Below are 16,947 nucleotides of genomic sequence, written 5' to 3'. Positions count from 1 at the left end.
GAAACTCAGGGGAAAGGGGAAGGTCAGACCCGCAATTGCGGGTCTTCTTCCTTCTTGGCGCTCTTGGTCTGTGCGGATGGGGGCTGTTCCCCTTGCGCTTCATCCATGACCGCTTTCTGCCCACGCGTCTTGATCAGCGACACCACCACCCCACCGAGCAACAACCCGAACGTCACGCCCAGCGACAGCAGTGCTGGCACCTTGCCCACCATGCCGTGGTAGAAGATCTTGCAGCCGATGAAAATCAGCACCAGCGCCAGTGCGTACTTGAGGTAAACGAAGCGGTGCATCAATGCCGACAAGGCAAAGTACAGTGAACGCAAACCGAGAATGGCAAAGATGTTCGAGGTGTAGACGATGAACGGATCCTGCGTGATGGCGAAGATTGCAGGCACGCTGTCGACGGCAAACACCAGGTCGGCCAGCTCGATCAGCACCAGCGCCAGGAACAGCGGTGTGGCATAGCGCAATGCCTTGCTCTCGCCTGGCGGGGTGAGGCGCACGAAGAAGTGTGAACCGTGAATCTGGTCGGTCACGCGCATGTGCCGCCTGACAAACTTGAGCACCGGGTTGTTGGCCAGGTCGGGGTGGCTGTCTTCTTTCGAAAACGCCATTTTTACCCCGGTAAACAGCAGGAATGCCCCGAAGATGTACAGCACCCATTCAAAGTTCTGTACCAGTGTTGCGCCCACGCCGATCATGATCGCACGCAGGAACACCACCCCCAGGATGCCCCAGAACAGCACCCGATGCTGGTAACGACGGGGGATGGCGAAGAAACCGAAAATCATCGCCATGACGAACACGTTGTCCATCGACAAGGACTGTTCGACCAAAAAACCGGTGTAGAACTCAAGCGCCGACTGCGCGCCCAGTTGGTACCAGACCCACGCGCCGAACAGCACGCCCACGCTGAAATAGCCCGAGTACAGCAGCAGGCTTTCGCGCATTTCGATTTCACGTTCTTTGCGGTGCAGCACGCCCAGGTCGAGTACCAGCAGGCCGATGACGATGGCCATGAACACCAGCCACAACCAGGTGCTGGTACCGAGGAATGGTGTTGTGAGAAATGTGTGTAGAGCTGTCATGAGCCCCTCCTTGATTGTCGACGTTGCATGGCAACAGTGATCCGACATGGCGGCGCGGTAGCCGTCAGAGGGGCCCGGTATCACATGGGTTTGAGCCTAGACCCATTTCCCCGTGATGCCGAATGGCGCGCTGTTACAAATTTTTGCCTGAGCCTGTGCGCGGCTGCCTGCCTCAGTACACCCAAACCTCCACCCGGCGGTTACGCAAGCGTCCCTGTTCCAGCTCGTTACCCGCAACCGGCAACTCGTCGCCCATGCCGGTCACCTCCAGCACTTCGACGCCATCGCGCGCCAGCTCACGGCGTACCGCCTGTGCTCGCAGGCGCGAGAGCAGGGCGGCACGGCCCGGTGTTGCCTTGGTGTCGCCAAAGCCGACCAGCACCGCCTTGCTGTGCAGCTTGCCGGCCTGGCGCAGGTAGTCGGCGACGCGCTGTATGTCGCGCAGCGCTTTGTTGTCGAGGCTGGCACTGCCTTCCTGGAAGCGGAAGTTGACGCTCAGGCGCTGGGCCTTCTGCGCCAAGTTGCGGTAGCGCGGCGGCATGTCGACCTGCGCCGGTACAGCCAGGGACTTGATCTGCTGTGAGACGAAACCTTGCTCGGCGACGATGGCCTGGCCGGCAGGGCTTTGGGCGAATTCTGCCAAGGCCCTGGCCTGGGGTTTGGCGTTGGCGGGCAAATAGAAGTACAGCCGGCGTGACAGGGGGTAATCCTCGCTCGCCACCAGCGGGCGGTCCGGCAGCATGGCTGGCGCATCGCCTTCGGCGATCGCCAGCACCTTGGCTCCGTGCACCGCTGCCAGGCTGCTGAACCCGATGGCCTGGCGATCTGTACGTACCCGATCGGCCAACTCATCACTGGATTCGAAACGCTGCGCCTGCTGGGCCAGTTCACTCTGGTGCGGTTCCAGCACCAGTGCCTTGAAGGTCTCGAAGGTACCGGAGCGGTCGTCGCGTGCATAGAGGTGTATCGGGCCGCCTGCCAAGCCCAGTTGCTCCCAATACTGGATGCGCCCCGAGAAGATGTGTGCCAATTGCTCGGTGGTGAGCTGTGGCAGGGGATTGTCGGGGTGGACGAACACTGCAACACCATCCAGACCGATCACTTGCTCGGCACCGGCTGCACGCAAGTCACCCAGCGCCTTGAGCTGGCGCACCTCGGCATCGTTGATGGGGCGAGACGCTGCGGCCAGGTCGGCCTCGCCACGGCCAAGCGCGATAAAGCCGGTGCTCGAGCCGTGCGCCGCGATGTCGATACGCAGAGGCTGGCCCTGGGCATCAACGGCGGTTATCACGGTCTCGTTGGCCACAGCGCCTGGCCGTTGCTCGATCGCCGTTGCCTGTTGCGCCCACAAATGCCCCTGCACCAGCGCAGGCAAGAGGGCCGCGCCGATGGTGTTGGAACCTTGCACGCGCAGGTGCACAGGCTCGGCCACGGCCGTCAGGGGGAGCAGGGGAAGCAGCAAGAGCAACAGACGGAGCATGCCGGGCGACCTTTGGCACAGAGTTGCCCGGCAGATTACGACAGTGGCGTGACCGAAATGTGACCATGGGCGTGCCAGCGCTAAGCTGTCGGGCTGCCTCAGGTGTGCGGAGCCTGCTTGAGCACTGCACCACCGGCATACTGCGGTTTCAGGTGCCCTTGGTCATCCAGCAGGTAAGCATCCATCACCTCGCGCACGACCGGCCCGGCCACCCGGCCGCCGGCCTCGCCGTTCTCGATCATCACGGCCACCACCACGCTCGGGTGCTCGGCAGGTGCAAAGCCGACGAACAGGGCGTTGTCGCGGTGGCGCTCCAGGGTCTTGTTGCGGTTGTAGCGCTCCCCCTGCTTGATCGCCACCACCTGCGCGGTGCCGCTCTTGCCGGCGATGCGGTATTGGGCGCCGGCGGCGGCGGCGCGGGCAATGCCGCGCGGGTCGTGCATGACCATCTGCATGCCCTGGCTGACCTGGTCCCAGGCATGCCGGTCGTGCAGCACGATGTCGGGCATCGGGTTCGGGTCCACCGGGGTTTCACCCCCCACGGTCATGGCCAGGTGCGGGCGGTGCCAAACGCCCTTGCTGGCCAGCAGGCTGGTGGCCTGGGCCAGTTGTAGCGGGGTGACCTGCATGTAGCCCTGGCCGATGCCCAGGATCAGCGTTTCGCCGGGGTACCAGGCCTGGCGGCGGGTGGCGCGTTTCCACTGGGCAGACGGCATCAAACCCGAAGCCTCTTCGTTCATGTCCAGCGAGACCTTATGGCCAAGGCCGAATTCGGCCATGTAGTCGTGCAGGCGGTCGATGCCGAGCTTGTGCGCCAGGTCGTAGAAGTAGGTGTCGTTGGAGCGCATGATGGCGGTGTACATGTCTACCCAGCCATCGCCGCTGCGGTTCCAGTTACGGTACTTGTGTTCGTAGTTGGGCAGCTCGTAGTACCCGGGGTCGAACACCCGGCTGCCGGGGGTGATCACGCCACTGTCGAGGCCGGCGATGGCCACTTCCGGCTTGATCGTCGACCCCGGTGCATACAGCCCACGCAGCACGCGGTTGAACAGCGGCCGGTCGATGGAATCGCGCAGGGCCGCGTACTGTTTAAAGCTGATGCCCTTGACGAACAGGTTGGGATCGAAACTGGGGTTGCTGACCATTGCCAGCACGTCGCCGTTGGCCGGGTCAAGCACCACCACCGCCCCACGGCGGTCGCCCAAGGCTTTTTCTGCAGCCACTTGCAGGTGGGCGTCGAGGCTCAGCACAATGTCTTCGCCTGGGGTAGGGGCCTGGTGCTTGAGCACGCGCATCACCCGGCCCTGGGCATTGGTCTCGACCTCCTCGTAGCCGACGTGGCCGTGCAGCTGGCTTTCGTAGAAGTGTTCGATACCGGTCTTGCCGATCGATTGGGTGCCGCGATACTCGGTGCTGTCGAGGGTCTTGGCTTCCCTTTCATTGATGCGCCCGACATAGCCGACCGAATGGGCGAAGTGCTCGGCCAGCGGGTATTCACGGATGAACTGCGGTTCTACATCCAGGCCCGGCAGGCGGAACTGGTTGACCGCTACTAGGGCGATCTGCTCCTCGGTCAGGCCAACCATCAGGGTGACCGGTTCAAACGGCTTGCGTCCACGGCGCAGGTCCTTGTCGAACTGCTTGCGGTCATCCTCGCCCAAGCTCAGGACCTGGGTCAGGGTGTCGAGCACCTTGGCCGAATCGCCGGCGCGCTCACGGGTCATGGTCAGGTCGAAACTGGGCTTGTTGTCAGCCAGCACCACACCGTTGCGGTCGTAGATCAGCCCGCGCTCGGGTGCGATGGGCAGTACGTGTACGCGGTTGTTTTCCGATACCGCGCTTTGCTGGTCGTGTTGCAGCACTTGCAGCACGTAGAGACGGCCGATCAGCACGGCGACCAGGCAGAAGACCAGGGCAGCGCAAGCCAGGAGCCGGCGGTTGACCAGGTGCTTTTCCTTTTCGTGGTCCTTGAGGGGGATCGGTTGGGGCATGGGCGGTGGTGTGTCGGTTGAACGCAAACCTGTGGGAGCCGGCCTGCCGGCGACTACGCCAGGCCAGCCAACATGGATGTAGACGAGTGCCATGCACTCGAATCGCCGGCAAGCCGGCTCCCACAAGGATGCGGGGCGGCGATGCTACGCGTGCCGGGGGCGCGCCTCAAGACAGGCGCGATGCGCGAAGCCGGGCATCCGGCGTTTCATCCCGCAACACGGGCGCTCACAGCCACTATGAAGATTTGTTCATGCGGTACCGGTGTGCCGTCTACTTGCCTGCCGCCAACAGGTTGTCCCGCGTCTGTTGCTCGACCGTTCGTTGAATCTCCTGCGCCAGGGTCTTCACGTCATGTTGCTCGATTTCCTTGGGCATGACCTGGAAGCCGATCGAGTTGTACAGCCGCCCCCAGGCAGCCTGGGCATCGGAGTAGGCAGCCTCGCGCTGATAGCGCGAAAGCAGCAGCCGGCCCTCGGCGCGGATCAGTTCCAGCTCGCTGCCCAGTGCTGCGTTGCGCGATGACTGCGCGTAGTTGAGCAGGCTCTGGTCAACGCGCAGGCTTTCGTCGGCAAACTCCACTTCCTGACGCGCCAGCTGGTAGCGCAGCAGGCCGACGCGGACCTGGGTGAGAATCGCCATGGACAGCGCTGTGCGGCGCATGTCATCGGTTTTTTCCTGGCTTTTTTCCGCCGCTGTGATGTCCGGGTACTGCAGCAGGCGCAGCAGGTTCATCGAGACGTTGATGCCGGTCTGGTTCCAGTCACTGTTGTACAGGTATTTGTTGGAGTCGTACTCGTAGCCGTAGTTGAAACTCACGTTTGGCCACAGCTGTGCCTTGGCGATCTTCAGATCGTTCATGCTGACGCGTTTGCGATACCACTCCTCCATGATTTCCGGGCGGCGCTCCAGGGACAGACGCTCCAGCTGTTCGACGTTGCTGGTCAGCAGTGGCAGCGGCTGCTCGGTGACGTCGGCCAGCACCATGCGGGTGTTGGGTGGCAGCGACATCAGCGCGGCAAGCTCGGCGCGGGCGAACTCAAGGTCCTGGCGGCGCACGGTGAGCATGTACACCGAATCGAGCAGGGCGCGCTGGTAGGCCAGGATGTCCTGGCGCGGCAGCAGGCCTTTGCCTTCGGCTTCGCGGGCTGAGGTCAGGGCGCGGTGAGTGCGCATCAGCAGGCCGTCCACCTCGGGCAGCAGACGCTGTGCGCCGAGGGCGCGCCAGTAGGCGTTGCGCACATCCTGCAGCACGTTCTGCGCGACCTTTTCACGGCGCTCCTCGGCCATCAGCATCTGGTCGTTCTTCTGCTGCGTGCGGAAGTAGGCGACCCCGAAGTCCAGCAGGCTCCACGACAGCCCAAGGCTGTAAAGGGTGCGGTAACGTTCTTCGGAGGTGGACGGACGCAAGCTGACCTGGCGGTCCTCGATGCCGATCGATGTGCCACCGGAATCATTGTTGCGCCCGGCGTAGCCGGCGGAGGCTACCAGACGCGGCAGCATCTCGTGGCTGGAGACATCGCGCAGGTCCGATGCCAGCGCGCTTTCCAGCAGTTTCAGGCGGTAGTCGAGGTTGTACTTGAGGGCGCGCGCCGAGGCCTCGTAGAAGGTGATTGGTCCATTGACTGGCTCCTGCTCCTTGTACATGCGGGCCTGGTCTTCGATCACCCGCTGGCGCATCTGGTCCTCGGTGTAGGGCTTGGGTTCGAAGGCCGAGCAGGCGCTGAGCAGAACGCTGAATGCAGTGAAAGTGCTCAGGGCTTTAAAGTTCGATACGGGCATAGGCTGTCCTTGGTCCATCCGTGTATGTATCGGCGTCAGGGGGCAACGCTGCCGCGACGCTGCGCGGCTTCTCGCAATTGCGCACGAAAGCCCTGCGCTGGCTGTGAGCTTTTATCCGGTTGCGCCACCATGTCGGCTTCCACCGTTGCCCATACCGAAGGGTCGGGCAAAAGGCCGTCTGCGGTGAGGCTGATGACGCCGTGGCGGCCGTCGATCCAGTTCTGGTCCTCGGCGCTGGCGCGCCGGCTTTGTGCGACGGCGCTGGCAACGAATTGCCCGTTGACCTGGCCCAGCTGGCTGCCTATCGACTGGCTTTCGATTTCTGGCGTGGCGAACAGGCGCACATCACTGCCATCGGAGCTCCAGGCGGACAGGGTCAGGCTTTCGTTGATCCGTTCTACCACCGGTGCAACGAAGATCGCCGGGTTGACATCCGGCAGCGGCTGGCCTGTCAGGCTGTCGCTGCCGTCACGGTGCAGATGGGGGCCTGCGGGGATGAACGGGCTGGCAATATCCAGCGTGATGACCAGTTCAGCCTGGTCGGTGGCGCCCGTCAGGTCGCTGAGGGTGTAGGTGAAGTAGTCCTTGAGTACTTGCCCAAGGCCCGCAGCCGCCAGCACGTCGGGATTGCTCAGGTCGATGGTGTAGGTGTAGCTGCCGTCGGCATTGAGCACCAGGGTGCCGTACTGGCCGGCGATGGGGCGGCCGATGACGCCGGCCGCACCGGCGCCGGACTCTTGCCCGGCACGGATGCCGGTCACGGTCAGCCCGTCGCCGGCATCCACATCGCTGTCATTGGGCAGCACGTTGCCGCTGGTGTGCGGTGCCGGTACCTGGTCGCTGGCCGCATTGGCATCGTCGCGGGCCACCGGGTTGTCGTTGGCGCCCTGCACAGTCACGCTCAAGCGCGCGTCCGAGGTCACACCGGCGGTATCGCGCATGCGGTAGGTGAACACTTCCCGCAGCGACTGGCCTGCGCTGCGCATGGCCTGCACGGTCGGGTTGCTGTTGTCGACGACGTACCGGTAGCTGCCGTCTGCATTGATCAGGAGTGTGCCGTACAGGCCCTGCAGCACCTGGCCGGCGACTGCGGTGTTGCCGTTTTCGCCGGTGTACTGCACCACTGTCTTCGTCTCGCCGTACTGCGTGCCGTCGACATCGGTATCGTTGTCCAGCACATTGCCATTGGGATCGACGCCCGCCGTCCCGTTGTTCACGCCGCCAGCTTCCACCGCGTTGGCGGTATCATCATTGGCCGCAGGGTAGTCGTTGCGCCCGTCGATGGTGATGGTCAGCAGGCCGTTGGTGGTACCGCCCCAGACATCTGCCAGCAAGTAGGTGAAATTGTCCACCACGGTCTGGCCGCTGACGCGCAGTGCTTGCACTGCCTGCAGGCTGTTGTCCAGAACGTAGCTCCAACTGCCGTCACCATTCAATGTAAGGTCGCCATACTGGCCGCGCAGGGTTTGCCCGACCAGGCTGGCGTTGTCTGGCAGCGGGCCGTCACCAGTCCAGAACGCCAGCACTTCGAGGACTTCCGGGAACAGGATGTTGACGGCGTCCGGGTCGCTGTCGTTGTCCATCACGTTGCCGCTGGGGTCGCTGCCCGGGATATTGTTGTCCATGCCGCCGGCCTCGACCGCCTGGCCCTGGTCGGGGCCGGCAACGGGCGGCTGGTTCTCGCCGCGGATGAGAATGGTCAGCGTCGCGGTGTCGCTCAGCCCCCCAGCGTCGGTAACCTGATAGGTGTAGCGCTGGATGACAAAGCCCAGCGCGCCGAGGGCAATGATGTCGGGATCGTTGGAGTTGACCACGAAGCGGTAGCTGCCATCGGCGTTGAGGGTCAGGGTGCCGTAGCGTGTGGTGACGGTCGCGCTGTCGACCAGTGGGTCGAGGCCAGGGTTGCTGCTTTCGGCGCCCACGCCCACGGCGGTGACCGCCTTGGTATCGTTGGCATCCACGTCGGTGTCGTTGTTCAGCACATTGCCGGTGGGGTTGCGCCCACCCGTGCCATCGTCGTCCACCGCTACCGCGTAGGCGAGGTCGTCGCGGGCCACCGGGGTATCGTAACGGCCTTCGACAGTGATGTTGATCTGCGCCTGGGCGCTGGCACCGGCAGTGTCATGCATGCGGTAAACGAAGGTTTCGCGCAGTTGCTCACCGGCCTTGAGTGCTTGCACGGCAGCCAGGCTGTCATTGACGGTGTAAATGTAGTTGCCATTGGCATCGATGCTCAGCGTGCCATAGGCGCCGGCCACCACGGTCGTGCCGGCGTTGACCTGGATGAACGTACCGCCGGCTGCAAGGGTGCCCAGGTAAATGCCATCGACCTTCTTGCTGTCGCCTGCGTCCACATCGCTGTCGTTGCCAAGGGCGTTGCCGCTGCCTGGTTGTCCTGGTGTAGCGTTGTTGCTACCACCGGCTTCGATGGCAATGGCGTTGTCGTTGGCCGCGATCGGGGTGTCGTTGCGGCCATGGATGACCACGGTGAAGGTGGCCGTGACGACCTTGCCGTTGCCATCGCTGACGCTGTACTGGAAGACCTCGGTCAGCCTGTCAGCGTCACTGCGCAGCGCCTGCACCGCGCTGTTGCCGTTGTCCACCACATAGCGGTAGTTGCCTTGGGCATCGAGCACCAGGCTGCCATAGTTGCCGGCCAGGGCCTGCCCAGGCGCGCCGTTGATGCCATTCGGGCTGATTACGCCGCTGATGGTCAGGGCGTCGCCGTCCGGGTCGTTGTACGCTGCACGGATGCTGCCGCTCGGGTCCAGGCCGGGACTTGCATTGTTCAGCCCGCCTGCCTCGATCGCATCGACGCTAACCGGGCTGACCACGGGAGGGTCGTTGACCCCGGTTACCGTGATCACCAACTGCGCCTGGTCGGTAAGCCCGCCACTGTCCTGGACCTGATAGGTGAAGATCACATTCAGGCTTTGCCCGGCGGCCAGTGCGCGGATGGTGGGGTCAGCGCTGTTGACCACGAAGCTGTAGGTGCCGTCATCGTTGAGTGTGAGCTGGCCGAAGTTGCCGCTGATCAGGCTATTGTCGGCCAAACGGGCTACCGTGCCGGTGATGGCGGCGGGAGCGCCGCTGGCCACCGGAGCGAGCGCGCCACCTGCGCTTTCCAGCCCGCTGCGCACACCGTCGACCTTGAGTTGGGTGGCGGGTGGCTGGTCCAGATTGTCAACGTCGGTATCGGCACCCACGCCACCAGTGCCGGTGATCACGTTGCCGGTGGCATTGACCGGCGCCGGGCTGTTGTCGCTGGCCCCTGCACTGGCACTGCCCCTATCGTCCACGGCCACCGGGGCATCGTTGGCGCCCTGGACGGTGATCACCAGCACGCTTATGGAACTCAAGCCACCGGCATCGGCCATCTGGTAGGTGAACTGCTCGACCAGTGTCTGGCCGGGGGAGAGCGCCTGCACGGCGGCGTTGCCGTTGTCGATGACATACCGATAGCTGCCGTCGGCGTTGATGGTCAAGGTGCCGAAGGTCGCCGGCACACTGGCGGACTGGCCGCTGGCAACCGGGATGATCCGACCGCCGCCCGGGCCGTCGTAGCGTACTGCGCTGAGCTGTTTGGTCTCGCCCAGCGCCACGGCATCCACGTCAGTGTCATTGTCCAGCACATTGCCGGTGGCGTCTTGCCCGGGCGTGCCGTTGTTGGTACCGCCGGCCTCGAGGGCGGCGGCGGCATCGCCCTGTGCCACGGGAGTGTCGTTGGCGCCATGAATATCGATTTGCAGCACCGCGCTGCTGGTCAGGCCGCCGCTGTCGACGATGTCATAATTGAAAGATTCGCTGATGAAGTTGCCCGCCGTGCGCAGCGCCTGCACCGCAGGATTGTCGTTGTCGACGATGTACTGGAAACCGCCGCCGGCAGTAATCGACAAGGTGCCATACAACCCCTGCAAGGTGGTGACCCCGTTGGCCGCTACTGCCACGCCACCGGGTGTGGTGGTGCTGGCGATACGGGTTACGGTGAGCACGTCGTTGTTGGTCTGGATATCGACGTCGGTATCATTGCTCAGCACATTGCCGGTCGGGTTCACGCCCGGGTCGGCATTGTTCAGGCCACCGGCCTCCACGGCCGTGGCCAGGTCGGCGTTGGCGATCGGTGCATCGTTGACCGGGTCGATGACGATATTCATCACGTCCGTGTCGGTCAGCGCATCGGCGGGGTTCTGCCCAGGGATGCCATCACCGTTTAGCGGTGCATCGCCGAAGTTGCCCTGGTCATTGGTGACCATGGTCAGGGTTTCGCGGTCGCGGAAGGTATTGAAATCCTGGTCGCCTTTGTAATAGAGCTGGCTCAACAGTACGTTCAGTTCGGCCAGAGTGCCGCTGAGCACCAGGCTGCGGCCCGCGCCGGCCGGGGGAGTGGCAGTGGCTGCAGGCGGTGTGGCGGCCTGCCAGATGACCCCATGCACTACCGTCAGGGTGATGGTCATGACGCCATCGGCAGTGCCTGCGTTCACATCCACGTCACTGGTGGCCAGGCCGCCGATATGCAACACCGTGTCTTCCTGGCCGCGCTGATCGGAGACGGTGTTGATCGGCGCCTCGTTCACATGCACATAGCCTGAATCGGCCGTGCCTGTCGAACCTTCAGCGAGGGTGAGAGCTACGCTGCCCAGGCCGACTGCTGCGGCGCCGCTGTCGGTATCGATGCGCACATGGAAGTTGTTGTTGGCACTGGCCTGATGGTCCTGTGCCACGGCGATGAGGTAGCTGCCCGAAGGCAGCAGCGCAAACTGATAGAGGCCGCCACTGGCGGTCACGGTGTTGAAGGTACGGTCATCGGCACTGCCGAACACGCCATCCTCGCCGGCCCAGGTCAGGCTGACGCCGATGCCGTCCAGGCCAGGGCCGTCAGGGGTGACGTTATCCGTGGCGCTGCGGGTGTCGTCCCATAGTGTGCCTTGGACCACGCCCATGCCGGCACCTTCGCTGAGTATGTAGTTATTCAGCCCTGTGGCGCCGTCTTGCCCGGTACGCTCGCCGGTAGCACCACCAGCTGTTGCTGGGAGCGAGCCACCCCAGCCGGTGGTTTCGAAGTCGGTGGGCAGGCTGGTCCAGGTCAGTACGGCGGCACTGGCGGCGTTGTCGGCGATGGTGACGTTGGGCAGGGTGACGGTATAGATCACCTGGACCGAGTCGTTGGGCGCGAGCCGGGCGAAGTCCACGGCGATTGCCGTGCCATCGCTGAAGGTCACCCCACTGGGCAGGTTGCCAAGGTCCAGTGCCACGCCGTTGAGGAGGATGCTCTGCACCTGGTAGTTGCTGCCACTGGGGAACTGGTCGGCCAGGTGGGTGTTATAGGCCGGCGCACCGCCGTTCTGGGTGAAGCTCACCGATACTGTGGCATCGGTGGTGCCGCTGCCTGGGGACACGTCTATGACCGATTTGTCCAGGTTGCTGAAGCTGGGCTCCACGATGCGCTCGAATACGGTATCGCTCTGGCCCCGGTCCACACCGCCGTTTTCACCCACGTGTTCGAACACGGTCATGCCCAGCTGGCTGCTGGCCTGGTTGCCCGCTACGTTGCTGACCCGCACGTTGAACTCGAGGATCACGCCCTCGATGTCGCTGTCGTTGGCCTCGGTATTGGTCAGGTTGCCGAGGTTGAAGGTGATGGTCTGGCTGCCGTCGGCGTTGGTGGTGATCACCAGCCGCCCATTGTTGCCGTCGAAAGTGCCGGACGGTGTCGTGCCGCTGAGGTCCGCCTGGATCGGCAGTGCCACATCGCTGTCCTGGTTGCCGGTCATGTACAACGTACCGCCGCTGAGCAGGTCGGTAGCGTCCGTGGTAAGGCCGCCCAGTTGGCTCGATACCATGGCAATCAGGATATTGTTGAGGTCGGCGGGTATGAACTCCAGGCCCGCGGCCAGTTCGATGCGGATCTGGTAATCGGGGTTGTCGCCGGTGGGCACCAGCACCGCCACGCGGTAACGGACGATTTCACCGACCACCACGGTTTCCAGCAAACCACTGGTGTCGGTAGCGCCGCTGCTGTTGGTGGGCGGTGGCGTGTCGGCCACACCGCCTACGCGAGATACCTGAATGCCATTGGTGACCGGGATCAGCAGGGCACTCAACACGCGGTAATCGTTGAGTGCGCCTGAATTGAGCCGGCCGTCGTCGCCGCTGCGTTCGCCATTTACCGTGTCGGTGGTGTTGCTGGTGCCGTCCAGGCTGCTCCAGCGCACTTCGACATTGTTGGGGATTGCCGCTTCACCTGCGGCAGTGGCGTTGACCACGCCGGACAAGGTAATGACGATGCTGCCGCCGTTGGCAATGTCGATGTTGGCACCACTGGCGGTCACCAGTTGGCCGTTGAGAATGACGAAATCGACGCCGCCGTTGTTGCTGGCCCCGCCGTTGTACTGAATCGTGCCGCTGATCACCAGGTTGTCGATCTCGGTCGGCAGCACGTCCAGCAGGCTGATGTCGAACGCATCGGTGCCTGAGTTGTTGGCCACGGTGATGGTGAAGGTGACGGTATCGCCTTCGTCGAATCCGCCGAAGGTCGGGGTCGAGGTTACCTGCTGGGTGACGCTCAGGGTGGGTTCGACGATGGCCACGCCAGGTTGCTGGGCACTGCTGATGCTGCGATCCACCGCAGTGGCGCCATTGGGCGTGTCGCCGTCAGGGTCGCTGTAGACCAGCTGCGCGCCGTTGTTGAGTGTGGTGCCTTGCTGGTTGCCGGCCACGTTGCTGGCCACCAGCACCAGGCGGATGACGAAACTGTTGTTGCCAATGATGTTGTCGGCTGTGCTCCCGGCGCTGCCGAACACCAGCAGCAGGTCGGCGCCGTCGCTGCCGTCCAGGGTCACCGGGTTGACGTTGAGTACGCCGTTGAAGTTCGCCGTCAAGGCCGCGCTGCCTGCCGTGGTAGTGATGATTTCGTAGCCCAGGTTGCCATTGAAGCGCGGATCAAGCCGCAGCCCGGGGGGGATCAGGTCATTGATGCGCAGGCTGCCCGTGGCTCCCTCCGGCAAGGTGACCACGATGTCGTAGGTGATGCTTTCGCCGATCACCAGGTTGCTGCCGGTGGTGTGCGTGGCGCTGGAGTCATCTTCGCTGAGGGTGCCGTCCTTGTAGGTCTTGCTGATGGCCGGGGCGGCAACCTGCTGGCTGGCGACCTCGACCAGGTCGGTCGGTGTGAAGTCCTGGCCGCCGTCGACGCTGGCGTAGTTGGTCAGTGCCGCAGTGCTCTGCAGGGTACTGGAGGCGAGGATGGCGTTGGCCACGGTCACGTCATAGGTGATGACCACCACGTTGCTGCCGGAAAGGTCGGCGGCGGTGCCGGCGCGGCCGGCCAGCAAGGTGGCCTGACCGTTGGCGTCGAGGAACGTGATGGTGTTGCCGTTGACGCTGTAGTCGGTGCCCTGCACCAGCAGGGTGCCGTCACCGCGGTAGATCTGCAGGTTCGCCGCACCCAGGCTGCCGCCGGCAAATGACAGGCCGGCGGGCAGCGTGATGCTGGTGCTGACGTCGTAAGCACCGCCACCGCCGCTGTTCTTCAGGGCGGTGGCCAGGCGCAGGATGTCAGCGCCATCGATGCCGCTGACGTTGCCGTCCACCGCTGCCAGGCTGGTGACGCTGCCACTGAACGGCACGCCGCTGGTACCGGGGGCCGCCCAGCTCCCGGTGGTGCCGGTGACTGTGCCGTTACTGCTGGCGACCACGCCGTGCTTGATGTCCAGCACCGGTTCGGCGACCGACGCGATCACCGCCACATCCGACGACGTGAGCACGGTCTTGTCGACGGTGGTGGTCTGGCTCGATTGCGCCAGCACGTCCAGTGCACGCTGGTCGGCATAGGGTTGATCACCCACGACCATGGTGAAACGCACTTGCACCGTGCCGCCGTCTAGCCCCCCGGACACGTAGTTGCCGAAGTCGAAGACGATCGCGTTGCCGGGGCCGGTGGTGACGCTGTCTGGCACGTCGAGAATGGTATTACCGCTGCCGAACGTCCATTGGCCAACGCCTGTGCCAAAGCTCCAGCTGATGCCGGCCGCGTTGAGCAGGGGCAAGGGCAGGTAGGCCGTGAGCTTGAAGTTCTCGTAGTCGGCTACCAGCAGGTCGTAGCTGATGGTGAAGGTCACCACATCGCCCGGGCGCAGTTCGCCGTTGCTCGGTGGGTTGCCACCATTGACCTGGGTGAGCTCGATATCGACGGTGGAGGACTGGATGGTGCTGGTGGTGGCGGAACCGTCGGTCTGAGTGCCCCCGATGTTGACCGCATCGCGCAGCACAGTGGCATCCACCGTGGCGCTGTTGCCGACGCTGTCGCCTTCGTTGAGCTGGTCGTGGGGCGGGTGGTCGGTGGTGTAGGTGGCGTCGATCAGGGCGTCGTAGACAATGCTCAGGCGCGTGGCGCCTTCCTGCAAGGTGTCGTCGTAGAGGTCGCCGAACAGCGCCGCAACGCCGGGGCCGGCTACCGCTTGGCGAATGGATTCGGCAATGTCGAAGACCAGCGTGGTGCTGCCGTCGGCATTCACTGTCTGGGTGTAGATCAGGGTAATGCTCTGTGTGCCGCCATGCTGCTGGATGACCAGGGTCGGAGGGTTGCTTGGGTCGAAGGTCTGGCCATCGCTGAGCAGGTCGGTCAGGGTGAACTGGCCTTGTTCGAGGATGTTCTCACCGAAGGCAAAGAAGTCGGAAATCGCCACGCCCAGGGTGTAGCGCAAGGTATCGCCGGGCGTGAGGCCAGTGGTGCCGACGTCGTTCTGCAGGTTGACCTGCTTGAGCAGGGTTATCGACTTGGCGACGAACGTCGCGCCTTGACCGTTGCCGGTTTCGTTGAATGGGTAGCCTTGCGGGTCAGTGGGGCGGTCGCGCGGGTCCAGTGGGTTCCAGTCACCCGTCACGCTAGCGGTGCCGAAGTTGATCGTTACCGGGTTACCGGTGGCCGGGTCGATCACGGGCCGGCCGTTGGCGTCGATTTCCGGTACATAGAAACTGACTTGCGTGGTGCTGGCGGCGCTGAGGGTGTCGTAGTGGATGTCATAGCTGGCCACGAAAGCATTGGGGTTCGCCAGTGCCAGAGCGATGAGTGCCGGGTTGGTGAGTACGGTACCGTCATGCAAGGTGATCGACGTCAGGGTGCCGCCCGGCCCTGGCGTGATGGCGCTGACGTGTACCTGGTCGGGCACGGTCTGGGTGATGGTGACATTGCTCAGCGTCTGCCCGGGGGCCGGGGTGACGGTGACGGTCTGGGTGCGGGTGAAGTTGGGCCCGGTGACCGTTTCGCCCTCCGGCATGTTCAACGTCTGCGAGACTTTCAGCAGGGTGGGCGTGACGATGAAACTGTGCAGCGCGCTCTCCACCAGGCTTGGGTCTTGCACAGGGTTGTTCAGCGAATCGTTACCGTATTCGAAGCCCGCACGGGTATTGATGGTGAGGTTTGGCGTGCCGTCGGAATAACTGGTGTCGGCCAGGTTGCTCAGTTGCGCGGTAATCTGGATGTCGATGCTGGGCTGGCCGTTGGTGACGCTGGCGTAAGGCAACTGCAGCACCACCATCTGGTCACCGGGCTTCATGCCCACGCTGGCGGCATTGATGACCAAGGCGTTGCCGCTGGCGTCCTTGGCCAGGGGGTGGGTCGCATTGCCGTTGGCATCGAACGTGATCACGAAGCTGTTGACCGCCTGGCCCAGGTAGGTGGCGGAGACAAAAGTGGCACCATCATCGCCGTCGCGGCCGGTGGCAGGCAGGAATACGTCGATGAATGGGGCGTAGCCTTCCTGGGTCGAGGGGTTGTTGAAGCTTACGGTGAAGGTGAATTGTTCGCCCAACTGCACCTCGGCCCCACCGCTATTCAGGCTGGCCGTAGGGCTGGCATCGGCCAGCAGGCCCTGGAAGCTGTCGAGGGTGGTAGCTGCCAGAGCGATGGCTTTGTCGACATCGCCATTGCTGACCTCAAGGCGCCAGTCGCCGCCGGCCAACGAATTGCCGGTCGCATTGCTCGATGCGCCAACGTCGGCACCCGTCCAGCGTGCCAGTTCGTTGACCAGAGCCTGGCCAGCGCTGCCGCTACCCACATCACACCCATACAGCTGAATATCTGCACCGGCGTTCAACTCACTGCTCCAGGCACTCAGGCGGTCACCCAACTGTTCGACCGTCTGGCTGGTGAACACCTGGTTGCCGAGGGTGAACTGGCCTGAAGCGCCATGGGAGAACACCTGAATGGCGTCGACCTTGCCCAGTTGCGCCAAGGCATTGCTGATGGCAGCGATGGCATCCTGGCCAGGGTCCACCACCAGCGCAGTGGTGCCGGCCGGCAGGTTGGCAGCCAATTGGTCGCGGTTTTCCACGCGCGCATCGATCACTACCAGGTTGCGTGGCGTGGTTGCTGCAGTTGTGGTCTGCGCTTCGCTGGCGGTAGGCGCAGGGTGGCTAGTGTCCTTGCTCTCGGCAGCACTGGCATCGCTGTGGTGCTGTTGATCGACAGCGGTGGCTGCAGCGCCATCGAAGAGAATGCGTTGCTCAAGGGCAACGGTGTGCGACCGAGGGCGCGAGGCAGTGGCAAAGCCGGCTCTGCTCTTGATGTCCATTTCCATCCCTGCTCAGAAGTTCGTCGCCAGATTCGAA

The 16,947-nt window shown here is 63.7% G+C and carries 5 protein-coding genes; all 5 read right to left on the bottom strand.

The annotated features are described in order from the left end of the window. Nucleotides 1-23: 23 nt before the first annotated feature. On the bottom strand, nt 24-1,088 hold the full coding sequence (locus JOE27_RS06025) for a TerC family protein (protein ID WP_119687262.1): 1,065 nt from the start codon (nt 1,086-1,088) through the stop codon (nt 24-26). 172 nt (nt 1,089-1,260) lie between these two features. Then, the gene (locus JOE27_RS06020; RefSeq protein WP_204918235.1) at nt 1,261-2,568 is read right to left on the bottom strand and encodes a phosphate ABC transporter substrate-binding/OmpA family protein; all 1,308 of its coding nucleotides are present in this window, start codon (nt 2,566-2,568) and stop codon (nt 1,261-1,263) included. Between the two features lie 98 nt (nt 2,569-2,666). Further along, nucleotides 2,667-4,559: a penicillin-binding protein 2 gene (mrdA, locus tag JOE27_RS06015; RefSeq protein WP_115274510.1), complete on the bottom strand. Its 1,893-nt coding sequence runs from the start codon at nt 4,557-4,559 to the stop codon at nt 2,667-2,669. 271 nt (nt 4,560-4,830) lie between these two features. Continuing rightward, nucleotides 4,831-6,339: a TolC family protein gene (locus tag JOE27_RS06010; RefSeq protein ID WP_115274511.1), complete on the bottom strand. Its 1,509-nt coding sequence runs from the start codon at nt 6,337-6,339 to the stop codon at nt 4,831-4,833. A 35-nt stretch (nt 6,340-6,374) separates the two neighbouring features. Then, nucleotides 6,375-16,910 carry a VCBS domain-containing protein gene (locus JOE27_RS06005; RefSeq protein ID WP_204918233.1) on the bottom strand — a complete coding sequence of 3,512 codons (10,536 nt, stop codon included), beginning with the start codon at nt 16,908-16,910 and terminating at the stop codon, nt 6,375-6,377. Nucleotides 16,911-16,947: the final 37 nt, after the last annotated feature.

The sequence above is a fragment of the Pseudomonas sp. M5 genome, from assembly GCF_016907075.1.
Lineage (GTDB): Bacteria > Pseudomonadota > Gammaproteobacteria > Pseudomonadales > Pseudomonadaceae > Aquipseudomonas > Aquipseudomonas putida_E.
Note: the sequence above shows the minus strand (reverse complement) of the source record. Positions and strands in the feature narration are given on the sequence as shown.

Coding starts and splice junctions, on each gene's coding strand:
- mrdA (WP_115274510.1), bottom strand. CDS start 4,559: ATGCCCCAACCGATCCCCCTCAAGGACCACGAAAAGGAAAAGCACCTG.
- JOE27_RS06020 (WP_204918235.1), bottom strand. CDS start 2,568: ATGCTCCGTCTGTTGCTCTTGCTGCTTCCCCTGCTCCCCCTGACGGCC.
- JOE27_RS06025 (WP_119687262.1), bottom strand. CDS start 1,088: ATGACAGCTCTACACACATTTCTCACAACACCATTCCTCGGTACCAGC.
- JOE27_RS06010 (WP_115274511.1), bottom strand. CDS start 6,339: ATGCCCGTATCGAACTTTAAAGCCCTGAGCACTTTCACTGCATTCAGC.
- JOE27_RS06005 (WP_204918233.1), bottom strand. CDS start 16,910: ATGGACATCAAGAGCAGAGCCGGCTTTGCCACTGCCTCGCGCCCTCGG.